This is a genomic window from Nocardia sp. bgisy134 (assembly GCF_965341865.1).
Classification (GTDB): domain Bacteria; phylum Actinomycetota; class Actinomycetes; order Mycobacteriales; family Mycobacteriaceae; genus Nocardia.
In genome coordinates this window covers 590,698-617,079 of the sequence record NZ_CBDQZP010000001.1, presented here as the reverse complement: position 1 = coordinate 617,079, position 26,382 = coordinate 590,698, and the positions used below count along the sequence as shown (strand labels likewise).

Here is a 26,382-nt window from a genome sequence, read left to right as displayed (position 1 = left end):
GGCACACCATGCACACGCTGTTGATCGACAACTACGACTCGTTCACCTACAACCTGTATCAGCTGATCAGCGAGGTGAACGGCGTCGAGCCGACGGTCGTGCGCAACGACGAGGCCGACGACCCGGCCCGGCTGGGTCTGCATCGCTTCGCCAATGTCGTCGTCTCCCCCGGCCCCGGGCGTCCCGATATCGCCCGTGACGTGGGCATCTCCGCCGCCGTCATCGCCACCACCGAGCTTCCGTTGCTCGGCGTGTGCCTCGGCCACCAGGGCATCGTCGTGGCGGCGGGCGGTCTCGTCGCGCCTGCCCCGATCGCGCGGCACGGCTACCTCGACCAGATCGGCCACGACAACAGCGACCTGTTCGCCGGTCTCCCGCAGCACTTCACCGCCGTCCGCTACCACTCGCTGTGCGCGATCCGTCCGTTGCCCGACGACCTGGAGATCACCGCGAGCACGCCCGACGGCGTGATCATGGGCGTCCGCCACCGCGTCAGACCGCAGTGGGGCGTGCAGTTCCATCCCGAGTCCATCGCCAGCGAGTACGGCGCCACGCTGCTGCGCAATTTCGCCGAACTCACCGCGGCGCACTACGAACGATCGGATACCACCGGCACTCGACTCAGACCCGTCGGCGTACCGGCCGGGCGCGGCCGGGCGGCGACGGTCGAACTCCCGCGAACGGCCGAAACGGCGAACGTCACCACGGCTCCACGACTCCCGGCGACGGCATCCCTTTCGGCCGCGGCGACCCGCCACCGACCGGCCCGCGCGACCGATGCTCCCGCCTGGCCGACCGACACCTCCGGCTTCACCACCGAGCGCACGGTGATCGACCTCGGGCCGGGCGCGGTCAAGACGCCGCCCCGAATGTCGCCGGAGCCCGAGAGCGAAAGTCCCTACCGCAGCGGCGAACCCGAGCGTCCGTGGCAGCTGCGCCACGAGATCATCGATCGGGCCGTCGACACGGAGGCCGCGTTCCTGCGGCTGTACCGCGATTCGCCCACCGCGTTCTGGCTGGACAGCGAGCATGTCGAACCCGGCCTGGACCGCTTCTCTTTCCTCGGCGACGCGAGCGGGCCGCTGGCCGAGGTCGTCCGGTACCGCGTCGGCGACGGTTCCGTGGTGGTGGAGACCGCCGACGGCGACCGCCGGACGGTCGCGGGCGACGTGCTCGACTACCTGGCCGCCGAATTGCGCTGGCGCACCGCCGAAATCCCCGATCTGCCGTTCGACTTCGCGTGCGGGTACGTCGGCTATCTCGGGTACGAGGTGAAGGCCGACTGCGGCGCGAACGCGGCGCACCGCGCCCCGACGCCCGACGCGCAGTGGATCTTCGCCGACCGGCTGGTCGTGGTCGACCATGTCGCCGGGCGCACCCATCTGCTGGCCCTCACCGATCCCGCAGGCGACACCCCGCGCGCGGCGGCGGACTGGCTGCGCGACACCGCCGAGGCGCTCGCCGCCCTGCCGACCTGGTCGAATCCGCCTACGCTCGAGGTCGATTCGGATATCACGGCGGTCGGGGGGCTGCTCGCCCGCGGCCGCGCGCGCTATCTCGCCGACATCGACGTCTGCCTGGACCGGCTGCACGCGGGCGAGTCCTACGAGATCTGCCTGACCGACAGCCTCACCGTCGCCGCCGACACCGCGGGCCTCGACTTCTACCGCACCCTGCGCCGCTGCAACCCGGCCCCGTACGCGGCGTTCCTGCGCTTCGACGACCTGGAGATCGCCTGTTCCTCGCCGGAACGCTTCCTCAAGGTCGACCGGGCGCGCACCGTGGAGAGCAAACCGATCAAGGGCACCGCGCCGCGGGGCTCGACCCCCGCCGAGGACGAGCGCCTGCGCCGCGAGCTCGCCGACAGCCCCAAGACCAGGGCCGAGAACCTGATGATCGTCGACCTGTTGCGCAACGATCTCGGCCGCGTCTGCCAGATCGGCAGCGTGCACGTGCCCAAGCTGATGGCCACCGAGACGTACACGACACTGCACCAACTGGTTTCGACGGTGCGCGGGACGCTGCGCCCCGACGTCGACGTGGTCGACTGTCTGCGCGCCTGCTTTCCCGGCGGCTCAATGACCGGCGCGCCGAAACTGCGCACCATGGAGATCATCGACGAACTGGAGACCGAGGCACGCGGCGTCTATTCCGGCACCATCGGGTTCCTCGGGCTCGGCGGCACGGCGGATCTGAACATCGTCATCCGCACCGCCGTGCGGCACGGCGGCGAGTGGCGCATCGGCGCGGGCGGCGCGATCGTCCTCGACTCCGACCCGGAGGAGGAGTACCGCGAGGTGCTGCTGAAAGCGGCGGCCGCCTATCGCGCCGCCGCCCGCTGAATCCGGTCAGCGCCGCCGTTTTTTCGGCGGCGCGGGCGGCGGCTCCTCGTCACCGGGCCGCCTGCCGCCCAATCCCGTCACCTTGCCGAGCAACGAAATGCCGGGCAGCCGGGCGAGTTTGCCGAGCACGTCCTCGCCGAGGCCGATCATCGCCTCCAACCGCGGCAGCAGCCGGTCGTAGGCCGCGAAGGCCGGGTCGGCCAGCGCCAGCGTCCGGTCGAGCCGGTCGATGGTCGCGTTGAGCCGGTCGATGGCCAGCGAGAGGTTCTCGAGCAGATCGGGCAGCTGCGCGGCCAGCTGGGCCGAGGCCGGAGGCAGCCGGACCGCGGCGTCGAACGCATGTTCCGCGGTCAGCTGCGCCGATTCCAGCGCCTGACCCGCGACCGACTGGGCCGCCTCGACCGCCGACTGCGCGGCCGCCAGGATCTCCGCGGGGCCGGGGACGCGCGGTCCCGCTGTTTTCGGGGTCTGCTTCTTGCGGCCCGACCCCCTCGGGGTAGTCATGGCACTACTGTGCCCGACCGGACGCCCGAACACCGGTAATTCCCCGACCGCCCGGTCTGTGTCGCCTCGGCGCGCCTGCGCGCGGACCCGACGAATTCGGCGTGTCGGAGGGGCGTGGCAATATTCGAGCACGATGAAACTCAGCAAGGGCGCGCACGCGCCGGTACCGACATCCCTTCTAGCCGTGGTCGTTTCATGGCGGTCGGAGCATGTCGTCGACGCGCAGGCGCTGTTGCTCGACGGCACCGGCACGGTGCGCACGGACCGGGATCTGGTGTTCTACAACGCGCCTCGGCACATGTCACAGGCGGTGACCGTGGACCAGGAGCCCGCGCCGGGGACCGCGCGGCTGAGCGTCTCGCTGCCGCGCACCGAGAGCGACGTGGACCGGATCGTGGTCAGCGGCTCGCTCGACCACGGAACATTCGGCGACATAGCGGGTTTGACGGTGACCGTCTTCGCCGCCGACGGACCGGTCGCCCGCTTCGACATCGAGGACGCCGACGCGGTGGCCGCGATGATGTTCGGCGAGTTCTACCGCCGCGAGGGTCGCTGGCGGTTCCGCGCCATCGGTCAGGGCTGGAGCAGCGGCCTGGCCGGGCTGGTCACCGAGTTCGGCGTCGCGGTCGACGACTCGCCCCGGCAGGCTCGCACCCCGCGACCCTCGGATCCGTTCGCCCGGCCGCACCCCGGTGGCGTGCGGGACGCCGAGCGCGAACGACCTGCCGCGCACGACACCGCTCCGCCGCGCAACGCACGACCGGCCACCGAACCGTCCTCACCGCAGGACCGGCATCTGCCCTCGGGAGCCCCCTACCCGACGCGGCCGGTCCCGGAGACCGCGCCGCGGCGGGCGGCCGAACACGCGGAGGCCGCGGCGACCTCCACGCACCACGAGGACGGCGCGCTACGCCCTCCTGCGGTCTCGCGGCAAGCGCCGCCTCGCGGTGAATCCGCCGCAGCCGCTTCGACACCCGCCCCTGTGAGCTCCACCGCATTCGAGCCTTCCGCCGCGGGCGGGCCCGCGCGCACTCCCCAGCGCGTCGATCTGACGCGGCAGACGCGGCAACCGGCCCCGCCGCCACCACCGCCGAATCCCGAACGCGCCGACTGGCATCCGGACCCCGAGGACCCATCGCGCCTGCGCTGGTGGGACGGCGCCGAATGGACCTCGGCGACCTTCCGCCGCACCCCAGCCGGCCCACGGGCCTGCGCGCGATGCGGAAACACGCTGCGCCGCAAGCTGTTCGGCGGCGCAGTGCCCTGCCAGTTCTGCGAGGCCGAGATCGAGGAGTTCCTCACCCACTGGCACACCCGAGCCTGGCGGGTGCTGGTCGCGTCGGGTCCGCAGGGCGAGCCTTGGGAAGCGCTGTGGGCGTCGCTGCGCTACCAGCGCATCGACGAGAACATCGGCCGCACGGCGCTGCGCGAGGTCGGACTCAGCTACATCGAGCGGCTGGTCACCTTCGCGTTCGCGGATGGGGCGATCCAGCAGGACGAATACGACACCTTCGAACGCGCTGTCGGCGAGCTGGCGCTGACCGGCCCGCTGGTCGAGGATCTGCGCAGGCGGATGCATCGCGGGCGCACGCTGTGCAGGCTGCGTGAAGGCGATCTGCCGGTGGTCCGCACGCCCGGCCTGCACTTGGATTCGGAAGAGAAGGTGCATCTCGACCTGGTCGCCACGCACGTGCGCCAGCTGGCCCGCGGCCCGAAACTCACCGAGGGCAGGCTGATCGCCAGCAACAAGAAGCTCCGCTTCGTCGGCAGCGGCGCGGGCGTGGAGATGCCCTGGTCGCGGGTCGTCTCGGTGCACATCGAGGCCGGTGTCGTGGCGATCGCGGCGACCTCGGCGCGCGGCGGCGCGAGCTTCGAAGTCGCCGACCCCGATTACGTCGCGGCCGCGTTGGAAGGCGCGCTGCGGGTCGCGAAGCGCCTGGTGCTCACGCCGGGGCAGCGCGACACGCGCAGCATCCCGCAGGAGGTGAAAGCCGAGGTGTGGCAGCGCGACGGCGGCAAATGCGTCGAGTGCGGCAGCGGTCACTACCTCGAGTTCGACCACGTCATTCCGCTCAGCCGCGGAGGCGCGACCAGCGCGAGCAACCTACAGATCCTCTGCCGCGCCTGCAATCGCGCGAAGGGCGCGCGGATCTGAGGGTTGTGGCGGCGGCCGCAGGCCTCCGAAGGCAGCGATCGCCAGGGTCGTGCGCCGATGACACTCGCGCAGAACGTTGGTCAGCCGGCTGCCAGACCGATGTTCTCCCCGGCCGTCGCCCGCTACTTTTTCGCGCGCGCCCGTTCCGTCCGCCAACGCACGTAGTTACCGAACAACCGCACCACCGGCCCCTCCCCCGGGACCGGCCGCACCCGCGTGTTGTGGAACGCGGCGACTTGCCAGCCGTCCGCCGTGCGCACCAGCACCCAGGTATTGCGGGAGCGCCGTCCCTTGGGCACCTCGCGCTGCCAGGCGAACACCACCGACCCGGTGCCGTGGATGACGGCGACGTCGTCGGTGAGGAAGCGGATCGATTCGATCGCGCCGTCCATCCTGGTGCCGTACAACACTCCGTCGAACAGCCCGGCGTGCAAGTCGCGGTTCGCCTCCCGCCCGCGCAGCAGCGTCCCGTCGAACGCCACGTAGTCGCTGTCCTCGGTGAATTCGGCCGCGTAAGCCGTCGCGTCGTTGTCGTCCCACGCCTGCGCGGCGCGCGCCACCACCTCGCGGATCAGCGCCTCGTCCTTGGTCCGATCTGTCATTTCTTCTCCCCTGATCGATTCCCGTCGCATCGATAGTGAGCTCGGAACACGGGCCTGGATATCGGGAATCACCCTGAGAAAACATGGATTTCGGGTCCGCTCTCGGCGAAATCGGACGCATCCTCCGGTGCGCGGGACTCTAATGGGTAGCGCAGCCCGCACGCAGTGGAGGTCACCCATGACGAGCATGTACGAACACGCCGGAGGCGAGGAGGCGCTGCGCCGAGTGGAGTCCGCCTTCTACGACAAGGTGCTCGCCGATCCGGTGCTGAAGTCGCTGTTCCCCGAGCGTCTCCCGACCCACGTCGACCACCTCACCTGGTTCACCTCGGAATCGTTCGGCGGCCCGGATCGCTTCAGCCGCGAACTGGGGTTCGACTACCTCATCGCGGTGCACCGGCACCTGAAGATCACCGACGAACAGCGCGAGCGCTTCGCCGAGTTGTACATGGAGGCGTTCGAGGAGGCCGGCCTGCTGGAGTCGGAGGCGTTCCGCGACGCGGTCCGTTCGCACGTGGAGTTCGGTGCGCAAGTGGCGCAGCAGAACTCGCACGCGCAGACCGACGGGGAGTTGCACCCGATCCGCGCGGTGCCGCTCTGGACCTGGGAGGGCTGAGCGGCCCGTTGCCCGGGGCACGCACCGGTCGCCGAGCGGATATCCGGAATGTGCGCTCGGTCCAGGTCAACTGCCGACGACGGCGTTCATGATGGTGCCCGCGCTGGTGGCGACGACGCCTCCGAGCATCGCGCCCGCCACCATCTTCGGCGACTGGAGCGCACCGCCGGACCATTTCTCCCAGGCGAATCGGCCGCCCGCGTAGATGATGCTCGTGACGCCGGACAGCATCGCGAACCAGGTCCCGTAGCGGACGAACTGCATCAGCTTGTCCGACAACGGCGGCGCCTCGGGAGTCGGGTTACCGATCTGCGCCAGGATGGAATACGTGTCCCCGACCGACATCAAGATCATGCTCACTGTTGGTTACCTCGGGATTCACCGGTTCGTGGCAGCCGGGTCGACCACCACGCTCCACCCATGATCCGGATGGACCCGTCCGCTCGCAAGACGCTGGACGACAACGGCGTCTGTGTGCACGGTCGAGCGGCGTCCGCGTCGCGGCACGAGGCTTCTGCGCCACGCCGCAGAACCGGATACCATCCTTTACAGCGATTCTCCTTGTCCCGAACCCGGAATGAGCAGCACACGATGATCCTGGCCATCGCATACGACACCCTGGCGCAGATCGGTAATCCGACGCCCGAGGCGCCGCCGGTGTCCGACAAGATCCTCCAGCTCGTCCGCTACCTGACCTGGTTCGTTCTGTTGTCGGGTGTCTGCGGCATCATCTACGCGGGCGGCCGGTTCGCCTGGGAGAAGTGGACGGGCGGCGGCCTCGAATCGCCGAAGATGGTGGCGGGCGCGATGATCGGCGGCGTGGTCGCCACCAGCGCGGGCACCATCATGAACGCCGTCATCGGCTGAGCTTTGTCATCGGCTGGGCTTCGTCATCGGGTGCGCTCCGGAAGACACGGCGGCGCGGGTCAGCTGGTCACGCCCGCGGCCCGCGCGGCGCGCAACCACTGCGGGAACTCGCCTAGCAGCCTGGCGTAGAGCTGGGCGTCGTCGACGCGGTCGATGTCGTCGAGCGCGAAGAATCCGGCGTTGTCGACCAGCCTGCCGTCCATCTCGTCGATACTGCGCAGCAGTCCGTAGTTGGCCTGGCCGAGCCCGACGAACTGCCAGAACGCGGGCAGCCGAGACGCTTCCCGCATCAGGGCGGTGATCTCCGGCTTCTTGGCGAACCCGCCGTCGGTGAAGAACAACACCAGCGTCGGACGGCCGCCGGGCCGCAGCGTATCGATGACGGCGCGCATGATCGGCAACTCGTCGTTGCGGCCGCCGAGCCCGCTGTAGTCGATGCCCGCGTGCGTGCCGCTGAGGTGCAGGTAGGTCTCCGACCAGCGATCGCCCTCGGCCACTGCGATATCGGGCAGCCTGGTGTACGACAGCGCGTAAAGGTAGGCCTCGAGCGTCCCGTCGTCGTCGAGCTGGGTGGCGACCGGGATCATCCGCTCCACCACACGATGCACGACCTTCTTCCGGTACTGCTTGACCATGCTGCCGGTCTTGTCGATGACCAGCACCACTCGCGCCCGGACACCCAGCGCGTCCTGGTCGATCAGCACCTTGGCGACCTCGCGCTTGCGCAGATCGAGCACGGTGCGCTTCTCGAAGGAGAGCGTCGCCTCGCCCGGCACGGTGCGCACGTCCGGCTCGAGAGGCTGCTTGGCCTGTGTCAGGGCGGATCCGGATTCCCCGGACGTCGGAACGGATTCGGATGCCGGAACAGTCGCTGACGGCGCCGTACCGGCCGCCGCGATGTGGGGGCTCGATGTCTGCCGGACAGCCGAGTCGTCCGCAGCCGCTCGAGACTGTGTCGCGGGCGGCGACGCGGGAAGTGAAGTAGGCGCAGTCGGCAGCGCCGATGCCGGATCGGCGCTCGGCGACGGGTCGGGCTCGTCGTCGACGACCACTCCGTGATCGGTGACCAGCGCGGCGAACCCGCCCGCGTACCCCTGGCCGACGGCACGCACCTTCCACTGCTCACCTCGCCGGTAGAGCTCGAGGGCGATCACGACCGATTCGGCCCCCAGCCCCTCGATCACGTACTCGTACAGCATGTTTCCCCGGTCGTCCGCGACGGTCGCGACCGGCGGCGCGTAGCGTCCGAAGGTGTCGGTGGGATCGTCCAGCGTGAGCACCGCGCGCACCTGCGCGATCTCACCGGGCAGCGCTCCGGGGGAGATCGCCAGCGCGGCGGGCGATCCCGAGGTCAGCTCGACGCCGGGCGCGACGGGCTGGTTGAAGAACACGAAGTCCGCGTCGGAGCGCACCGTGCCGGATTCGGTGACCAGCAGCGCCGACAGGTCGACCGCCGCCTCGGTGCGCACCGACACCACGACCCGCGCCGCCGCCACAGGTCCGTTCTGACCCTTGACCAAGGATGTGCCCACCGAAAACTCCTGCCGTCGCGCCCGGCTCAGCGTACGACAGGCGTCCCGGGGACCGGATCGTTCTCAGCGCTCGGATGTGCTGTCCAGGGACGCCCGATGTGCGGCCAGGATCTGCTCGCGCAGACTCTTCTCGGTGTGCCGGATGGCCGGGCCAACGAACGCCTGAATGATCTTGTCCAGCGCCCGTCCGGCCAATCCGCCCGGCACCCGGTAGTCGACGACCACGTCGATCTTGGTGCTGTCCTCGCCGACGGACTCGAAGCCCCATCGGACGGTGCCCTCGATACCTTTGATCGCGTGCAGCGAAATCTTCGCGCCGTCTTCCCATTCGACGATCTCGACACGCAGATTCAGGGTGGTCGGGCCCAGCTGCACGGTCGTGTCGAATACCGCGCCGGCACCGGAGGTCTGCTCCCCGACCGGTGTGTAATGCCGAATCCCGAACAGCCACTTCGGCACATTGCGGTAGTCGGCCACGTACGCGAACGCGAAATCCACCGGCGCGCGGCCGGTCGCCGAGTGCTCGAGATGGCCCATGATTACTCCCCTTCCACCGTTTCCCGCCGATGTCGAGGGTAGGCGGAACCGGCGACAAGCGCCCAAGATCGGAACGCGCACACGTGATCGCGACAGCCGCGGGAGAGCGGGGCGGTCAGCCCGCTCATCTTCCGAATCACTCTACGTACCAACGGAAGTGGTCAGGCCCCTGGGCGTGTGCGTCGATGGTATCGCGCAGATAGTTGGCCGACTCGACCAGCACGCCACCGGATTCCAGGGTGCCGATCACGATGCCGAGAAAGGCTGCGCGGCCCTGCGGCGTCGGGAAGTAGACGATGCCGCCCGAATCACCCTTGTCGGCAGCGAAATCCGCGATGAAGAAGGTGTCGCCGACCTCGCTGACCCGGCCACAGGTCCAGTTGGTTGCCCAGCCGACGTGGCAGACCTCCTGTCCCACTCGAGCATCGGTGTAGGTGGACTCGATGCCGAAGTTGCCGAGCGAGGCCGAGACCCCGACCCCAGCGGCCAGCCGGATGAGCGCGAAACCGATCCCGCCGATGGTGGCGTCGTCACCGTAGCTCTGCTCGTACCAGCCGATCAGGCGGCCGTTCTCGTCGTAGACGCGCCGCCCTTCCTGAAAGCAGTGCGCGGCGGTCACCGCGTACTTCGCCTCACCCATGTGCCCGGTCGCGCCGACCGAGCAGATGCTCTCGCCGGTGGTGATCGTCATGCCGGGATAGGCGACCCCCTGCGCTTGCGCGACGGCGGGGAACACCGCGCCGAGACCCGTCGCCAACGCCGTCGCCAGCAGGAGCTGCGTCAGCTTGTTGCGGTAGTTCATGTTCACGCTTCCTCGTGCGTGGCCGAGGCGCGGTCGGCCCGGGTAACTCGATGCGCCCGATCGGCGGAAGGCTCGCCACGCGTCCTCGGACGAGCCGACCGTCGCGCGCCCCGACGCGCACGACGATCGACTAACCGAAGCACGGATCACGCGGCGGACTCGCCCACTCCCCCTCACCCCGTACGGACGGCCTTTCGCCGTCCGCGCCGTACCGTATCACGCACTGACGACAGCTTCGTTTGGCGTCGAATCCTCAGCGCCCCTTGCTAAATCACGCTCCACGCAGGCACTCGGGGGTCGGCTCGCCTGGCTTCGCCTCGACGGTCGGCACGTACGGCCGACCGCCTGCGCTGCCCGCCGGGCACAGCCGGACGACCGCGGGGCCCGCACCGGCCCGGTTGCCGCTGTTGTCGAAGACGATGGGGCCGCCCGCACCGGCCACCGCCAGCTCGGGCGAGGTGAAACCACCGATGGTGATGTTGACCTGACTGCGCTGCACCGTCGACGCTGCCGGTAGCGCGCGCACCGCGGTCACGACGGTGCTCAGCGCGTCGTAGGCGTTGACCGCCCAGCCGTCGCCGATGTGCGCGAGATCGAATCCCGCTGCGGCATAGGCTTCTTCGAAGGCAGACCACTGCGGATTGCCCTGCTCGGGTCCGTCGGCGCCCGCGACGCGGGTGAACAGCAGACGCACGCGCCCGCCGGTGAAGCTGGGCGAGCTCAGCGCCTTGCTGCGCAGGTCTTCCAGCGCGGGATCGGATTCCGTGGTGCGCAGGCGATTTCCGTCGGAGGTGCTCAGCACCGTGATCGAGGTGGCCGCGCACTGCCCGTTGGTGTAGGCCTCGTCCAGGCTGTAGAGGAGGCGTCCGAGGTCGCGTCCGCGAGCCAGATAAGCGATCGTCACGTCCTTGGCTGTCGCGCAGACGCGCCGGGCTGTCTGCAAGACGGTGGTCGGCTCCTCGGCGTCGAACTTCACCTCGAGCAGGGGGTCGCCGCCGTACTGCCGGTGCAGGAAGGGCAGCGTCGTGCAGGTGTACGGGTCCGACCCGCCGGTGGGGACCATGACGAAATCCGGCCTGGCAGGCGCCACCGTGCCGAGCGCGCGGACCTGCACCGCCACCCGGAACGCGACCCGGTAGAAGTAGTCCTTGCCGACGCCATGCGGATAGGTGATGTCCTCGTCGCATCGAGTGAAATCCGGATCGTCGCCCGCGGAGCCGGACTGATCGAAACCCTCGGCGGTGACCAGGTCGGACACCATCGGAATCTTCTCGGCGGCAAGCAGATCGGCGACCTCGGCCGTGGTCTGGTCGCTGAGCCCGACGCCCGCGACGGCGACCACATCGCCGCGCTGCGCCAGTTCTCGCGCGACCGCCGTCGCGGCGCCCTCGCCGCCGTAGTCGCCGAGATTGCCGACGACGAGCCGCATCGGATGCACACATCCGGTGTCGTTGGCCCGGCGCTGACCGGTGGCCATCCCCTCCAATTCGTGCACCGCGCGGCTGCCCGCCAGCTCGTCGGTCATGGTCAGCAGCACGCCCACGGTCACCGGCGTGCCGAGACATCCCTCGGCCGAAGTGCGGTTCTGCTCGTCGATCACACGCATCACGTGGTCGAACGCGGGAAGCCCGAAAGCGTAAGGCCCCTCGGACAATCCGACGCATTCGCCGCCCGCCGCCCACGCCGCCGCGCTCGGCCACCCGTCGTTGCAGGTGGCCAGCCGCCGCAGCGGCTCGCGGGCCGCGATCCCGCTCAGTGTGCCCACCACCAGAATCACCACCGCACCCAGCCGCACCCAGTCCGTCCACGGTCGCGGCATCGGCCTGCGTCGCTTCGGGAATATTCCTACCCAGTAACGCGACTCCACAGCGGACTCCTCATCGAGGTCAGGTCAACGGGATCGGCGCGCGCAGTCGTGATAGACGTTGGCGCGCACAAGGATCGGGGTTCGGTCCAAGGCGTGATCGGCGAGCCGGTCGAAGCTGTGCCCCGCCCGCGCGCACAGGATCTCCCTGCGCTGCACGGTGGTGATCCGCAGGTCCGACTCGAGCGCGGGCACCACCGCGAGCAGCACCGCGATGTGCTCGCCGGGGGTGGTGGCATGGTCGCTGCCGTCGATAAGGCCCGCATCCGGCCTGCGCGGATCGGAGATCTCCACGATCTCGTCGAACAGCGACAACCACTTCGTCGTATCCGAGGTCGACAGCAGGTCGGCGAGTTCGTCCACGATGGCGGCGCCGCCGTGCAGCAGCCGGGTGTAGTGCAGCCTGCCTGCGCGATCCTCCGAACTCACCGTGTCGAGCAGCATGCCGAACACGCGGTCCCAGCCGGGCGGCGTGTCGTCCGTTCGCCCGGCGAGATCGCGAAGTCCCATGCGCCGCGTGAAGGCGGGCAGCACCCCGTCGTCGGTGGGCGCGCTCCACAGCGTCGGCGATCGGAACAGCGGCGAACGGTCCCCGATCCCGGATGGCACCAGGGTGAGCAGCCGGAGCGCGTCGCCCTTGGTGCGCGCCGCGGACACCGTGACGAGCGCGTCGAGGATGCCCTCGTCGAGTTGCTTGCGCGGGTGCAGGTCCCTGGCGAAGAGCCCAAGCAGGTGACGTTGGACGGTGGTGCCGGGTCCCGCGTGATTGTCGCGCAGCAATGCTTCCAGGTCGTCGGACCGCTGCCGCGCCTGCTTGATCCGGTTCAGCACATAGCCCGTCGCGGCGGGGTGGCCGTCGGTCAGCCGATACACCTGGGCGCCGATGCGATCCGCCTCGATCGCGGTGACGTCCTTGGCGAGGGTCTTGACCTCGAATTCCGACAGATCGTTCAGCGGCAATCGTGCCCACGCCTCGTTTGCGGCGGGATCGGCGCGCTGCCGAGACGTCCATGTCGCGGCGGCAGGAACCTGCCCGTCGAGTTCCTCCGCCAGGACGCCGGAACTGGTGGTGATCAACGTCAGCGGATCGGTCAGCGAGGATCCGGCGGCGGCCAATGCCTTGCGCGAGCGCAGCAGCGCACTGGTGAACGCGACCGCGGCCGGGGCGTCACCGTCATCGAGCAGCACGACGACATTCGAGGGCCGTCCCGCGACCCGCGCCGCGCTGTTGCGCAGATCCGCGAGGAAGGCGCTGATCAACAGGTCGTCCACGCCGCGCCGGATGTCCGGATCCTCGACGGCCGCCTTGATGGCGAGTTCGATGAGCACGGTCTCGGCGTCGGCCCGCAGCCCGAGATCCTGGTGTCCGTACCACGAGACCGCCGAACCCCAGGTGATCTTGGTGATCAGCCTGCCGCGGGTGAGCCTGCCGACCACGAGATTCGACAGGTGCTGGCTCAGCGTCGGCGCGATCACCGCGGCGCCGGGCAGCTTGATGTTGGCGGCCTGTGCGCCGACCAGCCCGACCAGATCCCCGATGAAGCCGACGAGCGCCGCCCGGTCCCGGTACCGATTCAGCACCGTGCGCAACCGCTCCCGATGCTCGGTCGCGGGAACCTCCGTGAAGTTCTCGTTGATCGCGAGCTGCGCCACCAGGGTGCGCGGAAACGCGATAGGAAAGCCGGGCAGATCCATGCTCAGGCCGAGCATGGCCGCGGCGAGCACCGGGCGGGCCGGATTGTATTGGTCGTAGGGACGTTCCAGCGGCCGGACCAGCACGGTCGGCGTCCGTCGCTGCCACCGGTCCAGCACCTGTTCGAGCACGGTGGTGCGTCCCGCGCCGCCGTATCCTTCCAGCGCCAGCACGGGATTCCCGGCCGTCTCGGTATTCCCCCTCGGAACCCGCACCAGGGTGTCGATCAGTTCGAGCAGCTCGGCGCGCCCCACGATCACCAAGCCTCACCTCCCTCAGGCTCGGGCGCGACTCTAGCAGCGCGACGCCGATCCCGCTGTGAGACAACTCGATCCGTGACGCCGGCCCGCGCGCGTCGTCCGCGGCGGGAGCGCGGGTTCGGTGCGGACGCGCTACATCGGGCCCTCGCCGCGATGACACGACACCGGCTCCTCGCCGCGATGGCGCGACACTCTGCCTTCCCCACGGTGCCGCCACACCAAGCCTTCCCCACCGTGCCGCCACACCGGAATATTGCTGACCACTGCGCCCGTCACGCCGCCGCGCGCAGCCCGAGTGAGCCTCCGGCGCTCTCCCGGACTTTCGCCGCGGTGGCGCCATATCGGATCTCCGCAGCGATGACGCGGCGCCGGACCGGCGATGCGACAGACCTTCGACAGCACACGCGCCAGCCGCCGCCCACGAATGCGAGCCACCGGTTCCTTCGTCTCGATTCCCTACCGATCGCCCCAGCTCACGATGGCCGCGCGAAGCCGAGACCGCAGGCGCAAACGCGAGTTGTCCGCGAGCCCGCCGCGCCCGAGGCTGAAGACATGGAATACCTGCGATACGCCGAGTTCCTGCCCGCCGACTACCGGCGCGAACCACTGATCGAACCGGTCGCCACTTGGTGGCCGTGGCGGGGCCGGCGCGTGCACGTCGCCAGGGCGGCGCGCCCCGAGGCGACCGTGCGGATGCTGGTCGTCCACGGCGCGGGTGGGCACGCCGGACTCGTGTGGCCGTTCGCGGCGCTCGCCGCGGCCGAGAGCGTCGACGCGATGGCCATCGACCTTCCGCTCTACGGCGACACCGTCGAACCCGCGCCGAGCTCGGTGCGCTATTCCGACTGGGTGCTGCTGCTCACCGAATTCGTGCGCGCCGAACGGGAATCCGATGGACGGCCGCTGATCGTGTTCGGCGCCAGCATCGGCGGGATGCTGGCCTACGAAATCGCCGCGCGCACCGGGGCCGTCGCCCACGTGATCGCGACCTGTCTGCTCGATCCGGCCGACCCCGCGGCCCGGCGCGCGGCGGCGCGCTGGTCGTGGACCGGCGGCTTCGCGCCCCGGCTGCTCGGTTCGCTTCCGCCGCGGGCTCGACGACTGCGGGTGCCGATCCGGTGGTTGGCGGATATGCGGAACATGAGTCTCGATCCCGCACTGTCCGCCCTGTGCGGCAGCGATCCCCGAGGCGGCGGTGTGCACGTGCCGCTGGGATTCCTCGCCGACTTCATGAACTACCGGCACACGCCCCCGGAGGAGTTCACCTCGACTCCGGTCACGCTGGTGCACCCCGCCTCGGACCGGTGGACGCCACCGGCGCTGAGCCTGCGGTTCCTGGCCCGCATCTCCGCACCGACAAGAACCGTCCTCTTGGAGAACTGCGGCCATTTCCCGATCGAAGAACCCGGCCTGAGCCAGTTGGCCACCGCGCTGCGCGGCGTCCTCGCCGACACTGCGAACGTCACGCCGCCGGATCGGCGGTGATTCGAGAGACCAACGCCAGCAACAGCTCGGTGTCCAGCCGATGCGGGATCAGCACGCGGTGTACCTGAACGTCGACGGCATGCACGACGGTACGCGCGAGGTACACCGGATCGTCGCCGCCACGACCGCACCGCACGAGCTGACCGGCGATCTCCTCCACCAGCCGGTCCTCGAACGCCCGCAGCGCGGCCAGCTCCCCCGCCGACCGCGGCGCCACCCGATGCAGCAATGCGTGCAGGGCGGGCCGATCCCGGTGCAGATCCACGACGACGTCCAGAATCGCCCGCATCGTCTCGTCGAAACCGGGCTCGGTGGAGCGCACCTCGGCGAACACCGCCTCCAGTCGCGTCACGCCTTCGGCCACATGTCGTTCCGCCAGCGCGTGCAACAGCGCGTGCTTGTTCGGAAAGTATTGGTAGAGCGACCCGATCGACACTCCCGCGCGCTCGGCGATCCGATTCGTCGTCGTCGCCAGCCCTTCGCGCCCGAACATCTGCGCGGCCGCCTCGAGCAGCGTGTCCACGGTCTCCCTGGACCGCCGCTGCCGCGGCGCCTTACGCGGTGAGTCGGTCATCGCCCTTCACACTAATCCACGCGCACACCACAGCGACGACCTCCGACCTCGCAGAGGTTTCGTACGCCTCGCACTGGCCGCAACCTCTGTGCGGCGTGCGAACAGCCTGCGAGGTCAGCCGACAACCGCGAGGTATTCGGCGTAGAAAAGCATGAGACCGAGGGCGGCGGCTATGCCGGCGAGGAGCCAGAAGCGGATGATCACCGTGGTTTCGGCCCAGTTGCTGAGTTCGAAATGGTGGTGGAACGGCGCCATTTTGAAGAAGCGGCGGCGAGTGGTTCGGAAGACGACGATCTGCAACAGCACCGAGAGGATCTCCGCGCAGAACAGTGCGCCGACCACCGCCATCAGCACCTCGGTCCGGGTGGTGATCGAGAGTCCGGCCAGCAGGCCGCCCAGCGCCAGCGAACCGGTGTCGCCCATGAAGATCTTCGCCGGTGCGGCGTTCCACCAGAGGAATCCGATGCACGCGCCGACCCCGGAGGCGCACACCATCGCCAGATCGAGCGGGTCACGCACCTCGTAGCAGCCGACGGCGGGCGCCGTCGAGCACGCGTTGGTGTACTGCCAGAACGTGACGATCACGTAGGCGCCGAGCGCGAAGCTCATCGATCCGGCCGCCAGCCCGTCGAGGCCGTCGGTGATGTTCACGGCATTGGACCAGGCCACCACGAGGAAACAGACCACGAGCAGAAAGGCGATGAGCCCCAACGACACCGCGTTGATATCCCGGACATAGGACAGGTGCCGACTTGCGGGCGTCAGCCCGGTGCTGTCGGGAAAGCGCAACGCCAGCACGCCGAAGAGCACGGCGGCGGAGAGCTGTCCGACGTACTTGCCGGTGGCGGTCAAGCCGAGATTGCGCTGTTTGCGCAGCTTGATGGAATCGTCGAGGAACCCGACGATGCCCAGCGCCGTCGCCAAGCCGAGGACGAGCAGCGCGGAAGCCGACAGACCGTCCACGCCGTCGTCCCCGACGAGCAGGTGCGCGCCGAGGTACCCGGCCCACAGACCGGCGAGGATGGCGATGCCGCCCATCGTCGGGGTGCCGCGCTTGGCCTGGTGGCTGGCCGGTCCGTCGACCCGGATTTCCTGACCGAAATTCCTGGTGGCGAAGGCCTGGATCAGGAAAGGCGTGACCATGATCGAGACCGCCAGCGCGATCATCGCCGAGAACAGTATTTGTTTCATGGGCCCCCGTACCGCCGCTGAGCTTCCGCCCGTTCCACACCAAAACCCGTACGTCTCGGTCAGATGCTAACCAAAGCACGCCTCGCACGCCCGAATCGGGCAATACCCGCTATCGGTCGACCCATTGCGCACGACTCGATCTGCGGGGCTCCGCGGACCGGTCCGATGTTCAGCTCCACAACGGATTCCGTCATACTCTGAGATTGCAAGGGGCACAGGTTGATACAGGGGAGGACGCGCGATGCGCAGTCTGGAAGACCGGTTCGGCGACGCCATCGATGAGCTCGAGAACACGAACGACCAGCCGACATTGGAAAGGATCGAGCAACTACACCGCCTGGTCGACGATCTCGATTACGAGCTCCAGACCACCACGAGCCTCGGAGCTCGCCGCTACGAGCTGACCAAGCGCAGCAGGCACTCCCACGCTCTCCTCGCCGACGCCCGAAGCCGCGCCGAGAACGCTTTCGCGATCACCGACGAATGGGAGATCCAAGAAACCGTCGACCGACGCTACTGACTCGTCCGGAGCGCGTCCGCCGTGTGAGTTTCGCGGAGACGCATCGACATTCGACCGTTCGCACTCGGCGGGAACTCGCTTACGCGTCCGGTTGCGGACGGACGGTCAGGATCTGTTGCGCCTGCCCGACGGGACCACGGACGTCGTGCAGCACCGTGCTGGTCAGGCCTTGACCCACGTGACCGAAGGTGACGGTGGTGTCGAGTCCCGTCCACGGCCCCTCGGGCTGCCGGTACAGGTGGATGGTCAGATCGAGGTTGGGGAACATCCATTTGGCGGGCTCCTGCCTGACCGCGATGCCGTTGGCGGTGTCGACCAGGGCCACGAAGGACGCGAGAGCGCTGGCCTGCTCGCCGGAAACGAGATCGAGGGGCGAGGACAACCACGCGGTGGTCCGGCCGGGCTGCGGGATGCCGACCGGCCTGGTGTCCAGTGACGCGACGTAGCCGCCGGGCCACACGGAGGTCAACGGCCAGGACGACAGCGTCTCCGGTGCGGCGAGCGCCTCTGGTTCGCCGCCTGCGACGATGCCGGTGTCCTGGGTCGTCATGAACCACGCGCGGGCCGCGACGGTGGCGCGACCGTCGATGACGACGGTGGCCTCGACGAGTTCGATGGTGCGGCCCGCCCGGATCGTCTCGACGTGGATGTCGAACCGCTGGAATGCGATGCGGCCGAGGACGTCGAAGCCGATGCGGCCCATCAGTAGATCGGGCCTGCCTTCGCGCGCCCGCGTTCGTCCGATTTCGTGGACGATGAGCCCGCCCAGCGGGCTGAAGTGCTGTTCGTCGGCGGCCCACGCGCCGCCCGCGTGGCGCGTGGGGACGAAGGAGTGGGCATCGACCCGCTCGAAATAGGACTCGGGTTCGGCCGTTCCGGTCAAGGGAAAACACCTCTCTGTGTGCTGCGGCCCCGGTTCACGGAACCGGACATCAGAATTCAACCTACGGGTCGAATTTCATTTCTACTAGTCGAGTGGCAATCTTTGTGGTTGACTTCACGGTGTCCGGCCCGCGCGGGCGGGCCGCTGCCGAACGAGAGGAGCCATGGTGTCGAGATTCGACGACTACGAGCAGTTGACGTTCACGCGGCGCGAGAACGGGGTCCTGCTGGTCACGCTGAATCGGCCGGAGAAATACAACGCCGCCGACGAGACGATGCACACCGAGCTCACGCGGGTGTGGAACGACATCTCTGACGACCCCGAGGTGCGCGTCGCCGTCGTCACCGGGGCGGGCAAGGCCTTCTGCGCGGGCGGTGATCTGGGCATGGTCGAACGGATGGCGGGCGACTACGACCGGGTCTCGCACATGCTGCGGGAGATGAGCGACCTGGTCTACAACATCGTCAACTGCGACAAGCCGATCGTGTCGGCGATCAACGGCGTCGCGGTCGGCGCGGGCACGGTCGCGGCGCTGCTCGCCGATGTCGCCATCGCCGCCGAGGACGCCCGTATCGGTGACGGGCATGTCCAGCTCGGCGTCGCGGCGGGCGATCATGCCGCCATCATCTGGCCACTGCTGGCGGGCATGGCGAAGGCTCGCTACTACCTGCTCACCGGCGAGATGCTCACCGGCGCCGAGGCCGAGCGCCTCGGAATGGTCGCCAAGGCGGTGCCGCGCGATCGAGTCCTCGACGAGGCGCTGCGGGTCGCCGACGTCCTGGCGACCGGATCACAGCAGGCGATCCGGCTCACCAAGCGCAGTCTCAACAACTGGTTGCGCACCGCGGGACCGATTTTCGATCAGTCCGCCGCCTACGAAATGCTGACGTTCCTCGGACCGGACGTCGTCGAGGGCGTCGCCGCGCTGCGGCAGAAGCGCGCGCCGAAGTTCCCCTCCGCGATGCCGAGTTGACTATCGAATATTCGGCCAGGTCGAAGAATGAACGCAAGGGTTCGCTTCCCCACTCGGCGGTGGATCGACCGACGATCCGGCCGGATATGATCGGGCGGTGACATCGACCGTGGGAGAGGACACCGGCGCGTCCACCGGGCGCGCGGCACGGCGTCGCGACCGCCGCAAGGCGGAGATGATCGCGGCGGCGCTCCAGATCCTCTCCAGCAACGGCTATCAGGGATTGCGCTTCGAGGATGTCGCCGAGCGCACCGACATCGCGAAAGCGACTCTCTACCACTATTTCCCGAGCAAGGACGCGCTCGTCTCGGCGGCGCTGGAAAAGCTCACCACCGATGTACTGACCCGGCTCGGCGAAGTCCTCGACACCGTCGCGGAGCAGTCGCCGACCGAGCAGTTGCGCGCGCTCGTAGCCGCGCAGCTGCACGTGCTGACCGTGCTGTATCCGGAGGTCGGCGCGCTCTTCTCCTTCCCAGCACCGTGGCCAGCCGAGCACGGCGACGCGATCAAGACGATGCGCCGCCGCCACGACCGGATCTTCCGCAGGGTCGTCGACGAAGGCGTCGACTCCGGCGAATTCGACTGCCCCGACCCGTCGGTGGCGCTGCACTGCCTGCACGGCATCCTCAACCACGCCTCCATCTGGCTGCGCCCGGACGCCGATCCCGACGGCCGCACTCGCGACGCCGTCGTCGACGAAGCCATCCGCCTGTTCGCGCGAGCCTGACCGGCTCCCGCGCCGTTTCGCTGCGCGCTCGCGGCTTTCGCTGCGGCGGCGCGCAATAGCTTCTCACGCCTTCGCGACGTCCTCCTTCTCGCGCTTTCGCAACGCCCTCTTCTCACGCCTTCGCGACGCGCTCCTTCTCGCGCCTTCGCGACGGTCTCTTTCTCGACGCTTGCCTCCGTGCACGTTCCGCGGCCATCCGCCGCTCTTCCCATGACCGTGCGCGACGACAGAGGCCCCGCGCGGGAAGCGCCGAGCCCGCCCTTCTGGTCACCGCCTGACGCCGAACCGCCGTTCGATCCCCACGCTCAATCAACCCATCGGGGCATTTCTCGACCCAAGGGTTGAAAAATAGATCGCTAGGTCGGTAACGTGTCGAACGAGACGAGACCGGCGAGAGGAAGAGCATGGATCTCAACGACAAGGTCACGGTGGTCACCGGGGCGGCATCCGGCATCGGCCGCGCCATCGCCCTCCGCATGGCCGAAGCGGGCGCGGTGGTCGCGGCGGTCGATCGCGACAGCGCGAGACTCGCCGCCACGACCGAAGCGACCGCGGGCCGTGCCACCGCTCACCGCGCCGATCTGTCCGATCCGCAAGCCATTCGCGCCGTGCGCGACGACATCGTGGCCGCGCACGGCGCTCCGGACGTGCTCGTCAACGCGGCCGGGTTCGACCGGGTCGAGCCGTTCATGGACAACGACGACGACCTGTGGAGATCGCTGGTCGCCGTGAACTTCCTCGGACCCGTGCGGCTCACGCACGCCTTCCTGGAAACGATCCTCGCCGGGCGACGAACGGCGAAGATCGTCAACATCGCCAGCGACGCGGGACGGGTCGGCAGCCTCGGTGAGACCGTGTACGCGGGCACCAAGGGCGGCCTCATCGCATTCACCAAATCGCTCGCCAGGGAAATGGCCCGGCACCGGATCAACGTCAACTGCGTCTGCCCTGGCCCCACCGACACGCCGCTGTTCGCCACTCTTCCCGAGAAGGTCCGGGGCGGGCTGATCCGCGCGATACCGTTCCGCCGACTCGCCACGCCCGAGGAGATCGCCGACGCGGTGCTGTTCTTCGCGAGCGACTACTCCGCGTTCGTCACCGGCCAGGTGCTCAGCGTCAGCGGCGGCTTGACCATGGCCGACTGAATTCCCCCGCGTCCCTTCCCCATACCGACACGAATCAGAAGCGAGGTAGCACCGGTGTCCGAAATTCTGCACGACCGAGTGAGCTGGACGGTGACCGACCGGATCGCCCGAATCACCCTGATCCGCGGCGCGGGCAACGCCCTCGACATGGCCGCGGCCAAGGGCCTCCGCGAGGCGGCCGATCGGGTGACGCACGGCGCGGTCGACGGGTCCGTCCGCGTCGCGGTGATCGCCGCCGAGGGACCGACCTTCTGCGTCGGCGGCGACCTGCGGGAATTCGCCACCGCCCCCGACCGCGGACCCCATGTCGCCGCCGTCGCCGCCGAACTGCACCAGGCGATCCTGACTTTCACCCGAGCCCCGATTCCGGTTGTCAGCGTCGTGCACGGAACCGTGGCGGGCGGCGGCATCGGGCTCGCCCTCGCCGCCGACATCGTCCTGATGGCCGACGACGCTGCCATGCGCCTGGCCTACACCGCCGTCGGCCTCACTCCGGACTGCGGCTCGACATGGGCGCTCGCCCACCGCCTCGGCCCCGCCCGCGCGCTGGACCTGGCGCTCACCAACCGCACCCTCACCGGAACCGAAGCCGCGGCATGGGGATTGATCAGCCGCGCGGTACCGGCCGCCGAGCTCGCCGACGTCGCCGCACAGGTCGTGGCCGTCCTGCGGTCGGGATCGCCCATCGCCTTCGCGGAGACGAAACGACTCGTCACCGCGGCCGCCGGTCGCGACCTTCCGGCGCAGCTCGACGACGAGGCGGCCACCATCGCACAGGTGATCGACAGGCCCGACGGCCTCGCGGGCATCCAAGCCTTCCTCGACAAGCGCACACCGTCGTTCGGGTGATCGGGTACTGAATCAGACCCGAGCGGCGACCGCTCAGTCCCCGGCGGAATCTGTGACGGCGCGGACGACCGATTCGAGGGCGTCCGCGGTCTGATCGAGCGCGTCGGTGCTGCGCTGGGCCCGGCACATCGCGACGGTTCCCTCCAGCGCGGCGACGATCAGGGTGGCGGTCTGCTGGGCGGCGCTCTCGGTCGCGCCGTGCGCGCGCAGCGAATCCGACAGCAACCCGGTCCACCGATCGAAGGCCTCGGCGGCCGCGCGGCGGGGTGCGTCGTCCTCGTCGGGCTGGTCCTCCACCGAGACCGCAACGACCGGGCACCCGGCCCGGAAGTCGCTGTCCAGCACAACCTTTCGCCACATATCCACGAATGCCCGCAGGCCGGCGACCGGCCCCGCGGGCAGTTCCTTGGCCAGTTTGCGCGCGGTGAGGGCATCGGCGAAGCGGACCGCCTCGGCGGCCAGCTGCGCCTTGCCGCCGGGGAAATAGTGATAGGTCGAGCCGAGCGGGGCGCCGGAGTGCTTGGCGAGCTCCCGCACGCTGGTCGCGTTCAGGCCACGCCGCCGAAGCATGTCGGCCGCACCCGCCACCATCCGATCCCGCGCCTCCGACTGCGCCATCACACACCTCTCTTGCCCATAACGACTGTCATAGCGTACCGTCCCCGCTTATAACAGTCGTCATAACGGAGGTGTTGTCATGCCGATGATCCAGCTCACCCTGCCCAGCGGCGTCCTGTCCGCCGAGGCCCGCAGCGGGTTGCCGAAGACCCTCGCCGCCACGCTGCTGCACTGGGAAGGCGCGCCCGACACGGCGTTCTTCCGTGCGCAGGCCTGGTGCCGGATCGACGAGACGCCCGAGGGCGCGTTCGTCAACGCGGAGGACGACTTGCCGCGCTTCCGGGTGGACGTCACCGTGCCCGAAGGCGCGTTGTCCGATCGCCGCAAACAGGGCCTGATCGAGCAGGTGACCGCGGAGGTGCTCGCCGCCGCCGGACTCGACCAGAGCGCGGCATTGCGGGTGTGGGTGCTCATCCACGAGCAGCCCGAAGGCACCTGGGGCGCAGCGGGAAACATCGTGCGCTTCGCCGAACTGAAGGCCATGGCGCAGGGGCAGCGCGGCTGATGCGGGAGCTGCAATTCATCCGTGCTCACCACCTCGAATGGCGGGAACGGCCCGACCCGGTACTGCAAGGGCCGCGGGACGCGATCGTTCGCCCGTTCGTCGCGGGCCGCTGCGACGGGGACACCATGCCCATCCACCGGCACGTCTCCCGCGCCATGCAGCTCGGCATTCGCGTCGGCATGGTCGACCCGGTGGTCGCGACCATCTGCGGACCGGTCCCGTTCCAGGGACCGTTCGGCATCGGCCACGAATGCATCGCCGAGGTACTCGAGGTCGGCCCGGACGTCACCGGCCTCACGCGCGGCGAGTTCGTCGTCGTGCCGTGGGCCGTGTCGTGCGGCGACTGCCTCGAATGCCGCCGCGGACTCACCGCCAAGTGCGCCACCACCCGCACCAGCACCCTCGCCGCGTTCGGATTCGGACCGGCGAGCGGCCCGTGGGGCGGTATGGTCGCCGACCGCTTACGCATCCCCTACGCCGACCACATGCTCGTGCGCCTGCCCGACGGCCTCGACCCGCTGCGGGTGGCCGCCGCCAGCGACAATCTCGCCGACGCGTGGCGCTGCGTCGTCCCGGCCCTGGCCGCACGGCCGGGAGGCTCGGTGCTCATCCTCGGCGGCGCGGCGCAGAGCATCGGGCTCTACGCCGCCGGACTGGCCGTCGCGCACGGCGCCGAGGTCGTCGACTACGTCGACCACCGCCCCGAGCGCCTGTCGATCGCCGAAAAGCTCGGCGCCCGGGCACATCCGGTCGCCAAGGGCAAACTCCGCCGAGCGGACCTGCCCGCGCGCCGCTACGACATCGTCGTGGAAGGCACCTCCACCGGCGCCGGTGTCGACCTCGCGCTACGCGCCCTGCAGCCCGGCGGAATCTGCGCACCGGTCGGCTACTACCTGCCGCCCGGGACGAAGGTGCCGCTGATGCACATGTACGCGAACGACGCGACGCTCAGAATCGGTATCTCGCACGTACGTCCGGTCCTGCCCGACCTGCTCGACTTCGTCGCCCGCACGGACTTCGCCGCCGAGGAGGTCACCACCCTGCTCGCCGACTGGGAAGACGCGCCCGAGGCGTATCGAGCGCACACCACCAAACTCGTGCTGCACAGGCCACCGCTCGGCGCCTGACCTTCTCGGCTTCCCGGCTCTCGGCGATGTGCGCGCCGAGAGCCGGGATGCTCCCGCACGTATTCGCCCTCCGCTGGCGGCATCGACGACGTATCCTCTGAATGCTCGGAACACATTGTGCCACTACACCTTTCATGATCAAGTCGGTTCCGCGTGCGCGCTGCGGCGCGGACCCGGCGGTACGAAACCAGCCGTGGAGTTCTCATGCATCCCGCCCCCACCCCCATTCAGAATCTGATCGTTCTCGGCGACAGCCTGTCCGACATCGGCATCAAGCGGACAGCGCCGGCCGGCCGGTTCGCCCGCGCCGCAGGACTGATGCGCACCAACGAGATCGGCCGCTACAGCGACGGCAGGAACTGGACCGACTTTCTAGTCGAATGGATGGGCGGAACGTCGCTCATCGGCGCGGACAAGGACGAGACCGAATCGCTGACCAAGGTCCATCGCACCCTGACCGCCGTGCAGTCGAACGTCCTCGGCAGCAATGCGGGGAACCTCACGCCGGTGCGGTACGCCAACTACGCCGAAGGCGGCGCCGTCGCGGCCTCCGACTGGAGCCCAGCCGGCCTCGGCTACCTGAAAACGCAAGTGGACGCGTACATCAAGGCGCGCCGCGCACTGTTGGCAGGCGACACCCAGGCGGTGCTGGACGGCACGGCGCACGATCAGTACACCGGCCACACCCTGCACATCCTCTGGATCGGCCTCAACGACCTCATCACCGCCGAACGCCCCTGCCCCGAGAACCCGAAGAAGGCGAAGGCGGGGACCGGAATCGAACCGATGGTGGACGAGATTCGTCGTCTGGTGAACCGCATCCCCAGCTCGTTTCCGACCAATCCCGCCCACGAGCACTTCGTCCTCATCGATCTACCCAGTCCGCTCGTCTCCGTGCGCTATCAGGACAAGGTCGCCGACAAAGGTGCGGACGCGGCGGCCGAGGTGGTGCGCAATGTCGCCGAATTCAATGCCGCCCTGCGCAATCTGGCCACGCGCTGGCCGCCGCCCGGCGAGAACGAAGGGCCCGGTGCGAATCCGGCCAACATCTCGTTCGTACCCATGTCCGACTGGATGGATTTCGTCTCCCAGCACGCGGAGAACTTCGACCTGACCCCGATCGCCCAGGAGCATGGGCCGGTCGTCTACCAGGGCAGGCAAGACATATTGGTGCCGAAGCTCCGCCGCGCCCTCACCACCAGCGATCTCGCCCATCCCACGGAGGCGGTGTATCAGCTCATCGCCCGCAGGATCGTCGATGTCGTGCTGAACGGGTACACGTTGGGCAGATTGAATCCTGCTTCCTGGCAGAATATTCGGCCGTTCCGCACGATCGGGTGAGAGCCGTCGCGTAGCCGGATCGCCTGCGACGCCGCGCATCCCGGCGTCGCAGGCGTCCCGCGGAGGGGGAGGAGTCATGAATGTCCTGGGCAATGCGATTTCCGCGGCCGGTGTCCTGGCAGGCGTCCTGATCGGTGGATGGCTGACGCTGCGCAACCAGAAGCACATGGTGGGGACGGGATTACGAGCGCCACTGGCTCGACATTCGGCTGACGACCTACAACGACTTCGTGGTCGCCTACCGCCAGTTCGTCGCCTACGCTCTCAGCGAGACCGTGAAGGTCGTAGCGATTCCGCATCCACGAATTCCAGGGGAGATGACTCCGCTTTTCGACGAACGCGGCTTGCGCCACAAGGTCCGGCTCGACTCAGCGTGGATGGCGACGAGACTGGTCTGCACGTCCGTCGAGGTCTCCGACGCTTGCCTGGAGGTGGTCACGATCGCCCGGCAGATCGCCGCGGCCCGCGCCGACTGCGCAGCCGTCGAAGTACCACCCGAATTGCTGAATCGCCTCTGGAGTACGCAGTACAAGGTCTTGTCCGCTCTGCGGGAGGAGCTGGGGCTGGACACCATGCCCCCACTGGCGGGCCGGGAGTGATCACGGGGCGAGCCCCTTCCGGCCGACCGCCGCAACGGCTGTCGGCCGAAAGTCGCACCGTTCCGCCTCCG

At 69.0% G+C, this 26,382-nt stretch carries 26 protein-coding genes; 14 read left to right on the top strand and 12 right to left on the bottom strand.

Annotation, left to right across the window (positions count from 1 at the left end):
* Positions 1–8 precede the first annotated feature (8 nt).
* Positions 9–2,342 carry an aminodeoxychorismate synthase component I gene (gene pabB / locus ACRWNM_RS02705; protein WP_431963072.1) on the top strand — a complete coding sequence of 778 codons (2,334 nt, stop codon included), beginning with the start codon at positions 9–11 and terminating at the stop codon, positions 2,340–2,342.
* 6 nt (positions 2,343–2,348) lie between these two features.
* On the opposite strand, the gene ACRWNM_RS02700 is transcribed toward pabB, so the two are convergent.
* The gene (locus tag ACRWNM_RS02700; protein ID WP_431963070.1) at positions 2,349–2,846 is read right to left on the bottom strand and encodes a hypothetical protein; all 498 of its coding nucleotides are present in this window, start codon (positions 2,844–2,846) and stop codon (positions 2,349–2,351) included.
* Positions 2,847–2,979: 133 nt separating this feature from the next.
* Between ACRWNM_RS02700 and ACRWNM_RS02695 the strand changes: the two genes are divergently transcribed.
* Entirely contained in the window at positions 2,980–5,001 is a 2,022-nt protein-coding gene (locus ACRWNM_RS02695) for a TerD family protein (RefSeq protein ID WP_431963068.1), read from the top strand.
* 122 nt (positions 5,002–5,123) lie between these two features.
* On the opposite strand, the gene ACRWNM_RS02690 is transcribed toward ACRWNM_RS02695, so the two are convergent.
* On the bottom strand, positions 5,124–5,603 hold the full coding sequence (locus ACRWNM_RS02690) for an SgcJ/EcaC family oxidoreductase (RefSeq protein ID WP_431963066.1): 480 nt from the start codon (positions 5,601–5,603) through the stop codon (positions 5,124–5,126).
* 178 nt (positions 5,604–5,781) lie between these two features.
* Between ACRWNM_RS02690 and ACRWNM_RS02685 the strand changes: the two genes are divergently transcribed.
* The gene (locus tag ACRWNM_RS02685) at positions 5,782–6,219 is read left to right on the top strand and encodes a group II truncated hemoglobin (RefSeq protein ID WP_431963064.1); all 438 of its coding nucleotides are present in this window, start codon (positions 5,782–5,784) and stop codon (positions 6,217–6,219) included.
* Between the two features lie 66 nt (positions 6,220–6,285).
* On the opposite strand, the gene ACRWNM_RS02680 is transcribed toward ACRWNM_RS02685, so the two are convergent.
* Positions 6,286–6,573 (bottom strand): hypothetical protein, encoded by a 288-nt coding sequence (locus ACRWNM_RS02680; RefSeq protein ID WP_431963577.1) that lies wholly within the window; start codon positions 6,571–6,573, stop codon positions 6,286–6,288.
* A gap of 237 nt (positions 6,574–6,810) precedes the next feature.
* Here ACRWNM_RS02680 and ACRWNM_RS02675 point away from each other — a divergent pair, with 237 nt between their 5' ends.
* Positions 6,811–7,086, top strand: a complete 276-nt coding sequence (locus tag ACRWNM_RS02675) for a hypothetical protein (protein WP_431963062.1) — start codon at positions 6,811–6,813, stop codon at positions 7,084–7,086.
* A gap of 59 nt (positions 7,087–7,145) precedes the next feature.
* On the opposite strand, the gene ACRWNM_RS02670 is transcribed toward ACRWNM_RS02675, so the two are convergent.
* The 5 genes from ACRWNM_RS02670 to ACRWNM_RS02650 all read right to left on the bottom strand — a co-directional run bounded on the left by ACRWNM_RS02670 (position 7,146) and on the right by ACRWNM_RS02650 (position 13,777).
* Positions 7,146–8,618, bottom strand: a complete 1,473-nt coding sequence (locus tag ACRWNM_RS02670; RefSeq protein WP_431963060.1) for a VWA domain-containing protein — start codon at positions 8,616–8,618, stop codon at positions 7,146–7,148.
* Positions 8,619–8,681: 63 nt separating this feature from the next.
* Positions 8,682–9,155, bottom strand: a complete 474-nt coding sequence (locus ACRWNM_RS02665) for an SRPBCC family protein (RefSeq protein ID WP_431963058.1) — start codon at positions 9,153–9,155, stop codon at positions 8,682–8,684.
* Positions 9,156–9,291: 136 nt separating this feature from the next.
* Positions 9,292–9,957: a trypsin-like serine protease gene (locus ACRWNM_RS02660; RefSeq protein ID WP_431963056.1), complete on the bottom strand. Its 666-nt coding sequence runs from the start codon at positions 9,955–9,957 to the stop codon at positions 9,292–9,294.
* A 271-nt stretch (positions 9,958–10,228) separates the two neighbouring features.
* On the bottom strand, positions 10,229–11,776 hold the full coding sequence (locus tag ACRWNM_RS02655) for an ABC transporter substrate-binding protein (protein WP_431963054.1): 1,548 nt from the start codon (positions 11,774–11,776) through the stop codon (positions 10,229–10,231).
* Positions 11,777–11,848: 72 nt separating this feature from the next.
* Complete coding sequence (locus ACRWNM_RS02650; RefSeq protein WP_431963052.1) at positions 11,849–13,777, bottom strand: hypothetical protein; 1,929 nt, start codon at positions 13,775–13,777, stop codon at positions 11,849–11,851.
* Between the two features lie 549 nt (positions 13,778–14,326).
* On the opposite strand from ACRWNM_RS02650, the gene ACRWNM_RS02645 reads away from it, so the two are divergent.
* A complete protein-coding gene (locus ACRWNM_RS02645; protein WP_431963050.1) occupies positions 14,327–15,259 on the top strand; it encodes an alpha/beta hydrolase in 933 nt (310 codons plus the stop codon).
* Here ACRWNM_RS02645 and ACRWNM_RS02640 read toward each other — a convergent pair.
* Positions 15,237–15,833: a TetR/AcrR family transcriptional regulator gene (locus ACRWNM_RS02640; protein WP_431963048.1), complete on the bottom strand. Its 597-nt coding sequence runs from the start codon at positions 15,831–15,833 to the stop codon at positions 15,237–15,239. The genes ACRWNM_RS02645 and ACRWNM_RS02640 overlap by 23 nt on opposite strands.
* A gap of 114 nt (positions 15,834–15,947) precedes the next feature.
* Positions 15,948–17,024, bottom strand: a complete 1,077-nt coding sequence (gene mraY / locus ACRWNM_RS02635) for a phospho-N-acetylmuramoyl-pentapeptide-transferase (protein ID WP_431963046.1) — start codon at positions 17,022–17,024, stop codon at positions 15,948–15,950.
* 241 nt (positions 17,025–17,265) lie between these two features.
* On the opposite strand from mraY, the gene ACRWNM_RS02630 reads away from it, so the two are divergent.
* Complete coding sequence (locus tag ACRWNM_RS02630) at positions 17,266–17,544, top strand: hypothetical protein (protein ID WP_431963044.1); 279 nt, start codon at positions 17,266–17,268, stop codon at positions 17,542–17,544.
* 79 nt (positions 17,545–17,623) lie between these two features.
* On the opposite strand, the gene ACRWNM_RS02625 is transcribed toward ACRWNM_RS02630, so the two are convergent.
* A complete protein-coding gene (locus tag ACRWNM_RS02625; protein ID WP_431963042.1) occupies positions 17,624–18,427 on the bottom strand; it encodes a thioesterase family protein in 804 nt (267 codons plus the stop codon).
* A gap of 163 nt (positions 18,428–18,590) precedes the next feature.
* On the opposite strand from ACRWNM_RS02625, the gene ACRWNM_RS02620 reads away from it, so the two are divergent.
* The 4 genes from ACRWNM_RS02620 to ACRWNM_RS02605 all read left to right on the top strand — a co-directional run bounded on the left by ACRWNM_RS02620 (position 18,591) and on the right by ACRWNM_RS02605 (position 22,121).
* Positions 18,591–19,400, top strand: coding sequence for an enoyl-CoA hydratase/isomerase family protein (locus ACRWNM_RS02620; protein ID WP_431963040.1), 810 nt, complete (start codon positions 18,591–18,593; stop codon positions 19,398–19,400).
* A gap of 97 nt (positions 19,401–19,497) precedes the next feature.
* Positions 19,498–20,127 (top strand): TetR/AcrR family transcriptional regulator, encoded by a 630-nt coding sequence (locus ACRWNM_RS02615; protein WP_431963038.1) that lies wholly within the window; start codon positions 19,498–19,500, stop codon positions 20,125–20,127.
* Between the two features lie 404 nt (positions 20,128–20,531).
* Complete coding sequence (locus tag ACRWNM_RS02610; RefSeq protein ID WP_431963036.1) at positions 20,532–21,272, top strand: SDR family NAD(P)-dependent oxidoreductase; 741 nt, start codon at positions 20,532–20,534, stop codon at positions 21,270–21,272.
* Between the two features lie 54 nt (positions 21,273–21,326).
* On the top strand, positions 21,327–22,121 hold the full coding sequence (locus ACRWNM_RS02605) for an enoyl-CoA hydratase/isomerase family protein (RefSeq protein WP_431963034.1): 795 nt from the start codon (positions 21,327–21,329) through the stop codon (positions 22,119–22,121).
* A 33-nt stretch (positions 22,122–22,154) separates the two neighbouring features.
* Here ACRWNM_RS02605 and ACRWNM_RS02600 read toward each other — a convergent pair whose 3' ends face one another.
* Positions 22,155–22,739 carry a TetR/AcrR family transcriptional regulator gene (locus tag ACRWNM_RS02600; RefSeq protein WP_431963032.1) on the bottom strand — a complete coding sequence of 195 codons (585 nt, stop codon included), beginning with the start codon at positions 22,737–22,739 and terminating at the stop codon, positions 22,155–22,157.
* Positions 22,740–22,818: 79 nt separating this feature from the next.
* Here ACRWNM_RS02600 and ACRWNM_RS02595 point away from each other — a divergent pair, with 79 nt between their 5' ends.
* The 4 genes from ACRWNM_RS02595 (at position 22,819) to ACRWNM_RS02580 (ending at position 26,311) form a co-directional block, all read left to right on the top strand.
* Complete coding sequence (locus ACRWNM_RS02595; protein WP_431963030.1) at positions 22,819–23,244, top strand: tautomerase family protein; 426 nt, start codon at positions 22,819–22,821, stop codon at positions 23,242–23,244.
* Positions 23,244–24,371, top strand: coding sequence for a zinc-dependent alcohol dehydrogenase (locus tag ACRWNM_RS02590; protein ID WP_431963028.1), 1,128 nt, complete (start codon positions 23,244–23,246; stop codon positions 24,369–24,371). Before ACRWNM_RS02595 ends, ACRWNM_RS02590 begins: the two co-directional genes overlap by 1 nt.
* Before the next feature lie 204 nt (positions 24,372–24,575).
* Entirely contained in the window at positions 24,576–25,712 is a 1,137-nt protein-coding gene (locus ACRWNM_RS02585) for an SGNH/GDSL hydrolase family protein (protein WP_431963026.1), read from the top strand.
* A 230-nt stretch (positions 25,713–25,942) separates the two neighbouring features.
* Positions 25,943–26,311: a hypothetical protein gene (locus ACRWNM_RS02580; protein ID WP_431963024.1), complete on the top strand. Its 369-nt coding sequence runs from the start codon at positions 25,943–25,945 to the stop codon at positions 26,309–26,311.
* Positions 26,312–26,382 lie beyond the last annotated feature (71 nt).

Bases quoted from the DNA above. Each gene is read 5' to 3' on its own strand.
- pabB (WP_431963072.1), top strand. From the start codon at position 9: ATGCACACGCTGTTGATCGACAACTACGACTCGTTCACCTACAACCTG.
- ACRWNM_RS02700 (WP_431963070.1), bottom strand. From the start codon at position 2,846: ATGACTACCCCGAGGGGGTCGGGCCGCAAGAAGCAGACCCCGAAAACA.
- ACRWNM_RS02695 (WP_431963068.1), top strand. From the start codon at position 2,980: ATGAAACTCAGCAAGGGCGCGCACGCGCCGGTACCGACATCCCTTCTA.
- ACRWNM_RS02690 (WP_431963066.1), bottom strand. From the start codon at position 5,603: ATGACAGATCGGACCAAGGACGAGGCGCTGATCCGCGAGGTGGTGGCG.
- ACRWNM_RS02685 (WP_431963064.1), top strand. From the start codon at position 5,782: ATGACGAGCATGTACGAACACGCCGGAGGCGAGGAGGCGCTGCGCCGA.
- ACRWNM_RS02680 (WP_431963577.1), bottom strand. From the start codon at position 6,573: ATGATCTTGATGTCGGTCGGGGACACGTATTCCATCCTGGCGCAGATC.
- ACRWNM_RS02675 (WP_431963062.1), top strand. From the start codon at position 6,811: ATGATCCTGGCCATCGCATACGACACCCTGGCGCAGATCGGTAATCCG.
- ACRWNM_RS02665 (WP_431963058.1), bottom strand. From the start codon at position 9,155: ATGGGCCATCTCGAGCACTCGGCGACCGGCCGCGCGCCGGTGGATTTC.
- ACRWNM_RS02660 (WP_431963056.1), bottom strand. From the start codon at position 9,957: ATGAACTACCGCAACAAGCTGACGCAGCTCCTGCTGGCGACGGCGTTG.
- ACRWNM_RS02655 (WP_431963054.1), bottom strand. From the start codon at position 11,776: ATGCCGCGACCGTGGACGGACTGGGTGCGGCTGGGTGCGGTGGTGATT.
- ACRWNM_RS02645 (WP_431963050.1), top strand. From the start codon at position 14,327: ATGGAATACCTGCGATACGCCGAGTTCCTGCCCGCCGACTACCGGCGC.
- ACRWNM_RS02640 (WP_431963048.1), bottom strand. From the start codon at position 15,833: ATGACCGACTCACCGCGTAAGGCGCCGCGGCAGCGGCGGTCCAGGGAG.
- mraY (WP_431963046.1), bottom strand. From the start codon at position 17,024: ATGAAACAAATACTGTTCTCGGCGATGATCGCGCTGGCGGTCTCGATC.
- ACRWNM_RS02630 (WP_431963044.1), top strand. From the start codon at position 17,266: ATGCGCAGTCTGGAAGACCGGTTCGGCGACGCCATCGATGAGCTCGAG.
- ACRWNM_RS02620 (WP_431963040.1), top strand. From the start codon at position 18,591: ATGGTGTCGAGATTCGACGACTACGAGCAGTTGACGTTCACGCGGCGC.
- ACRWNM_RS02610 (WP_431963036.1), top strand. From the start codon at position 20,532: ATGGATCTCAACGACAAGGTCACGGTGGTCACCGGGGCGGCATCCGGC.
- ACRWNM_RS02600 (WP_431963032.1), bottom strand. From the start codon at position 22,739: ATGGCGCAGTCGGAGGCGCGGGATCGGATGGTGGCGGGTGCGGCCGAC.
- ACRWNM_RS02595 (WP_431963030.1), top strand. From the start codon at position 22,819: ATGCCGATGATCCAGCTCACCCTGCCCAGCGGCGTCCTGTCCGCCGAG.
- ACRWNM_RS02590 (WP_431963028.1), top strand. From the start codon at position 23,244: ATGCGGGAGCTGCAATTCATCCGTGCTCACCACCTCGAATGGCGGGAA.
- ACRWNM_RS02585 (WP_431963026.1), top strand. From the start codon at position 24,576: ATGCATCCCGCCCCCACCCCCATTCAGAATCTGATCGTTCTCGGCGAC.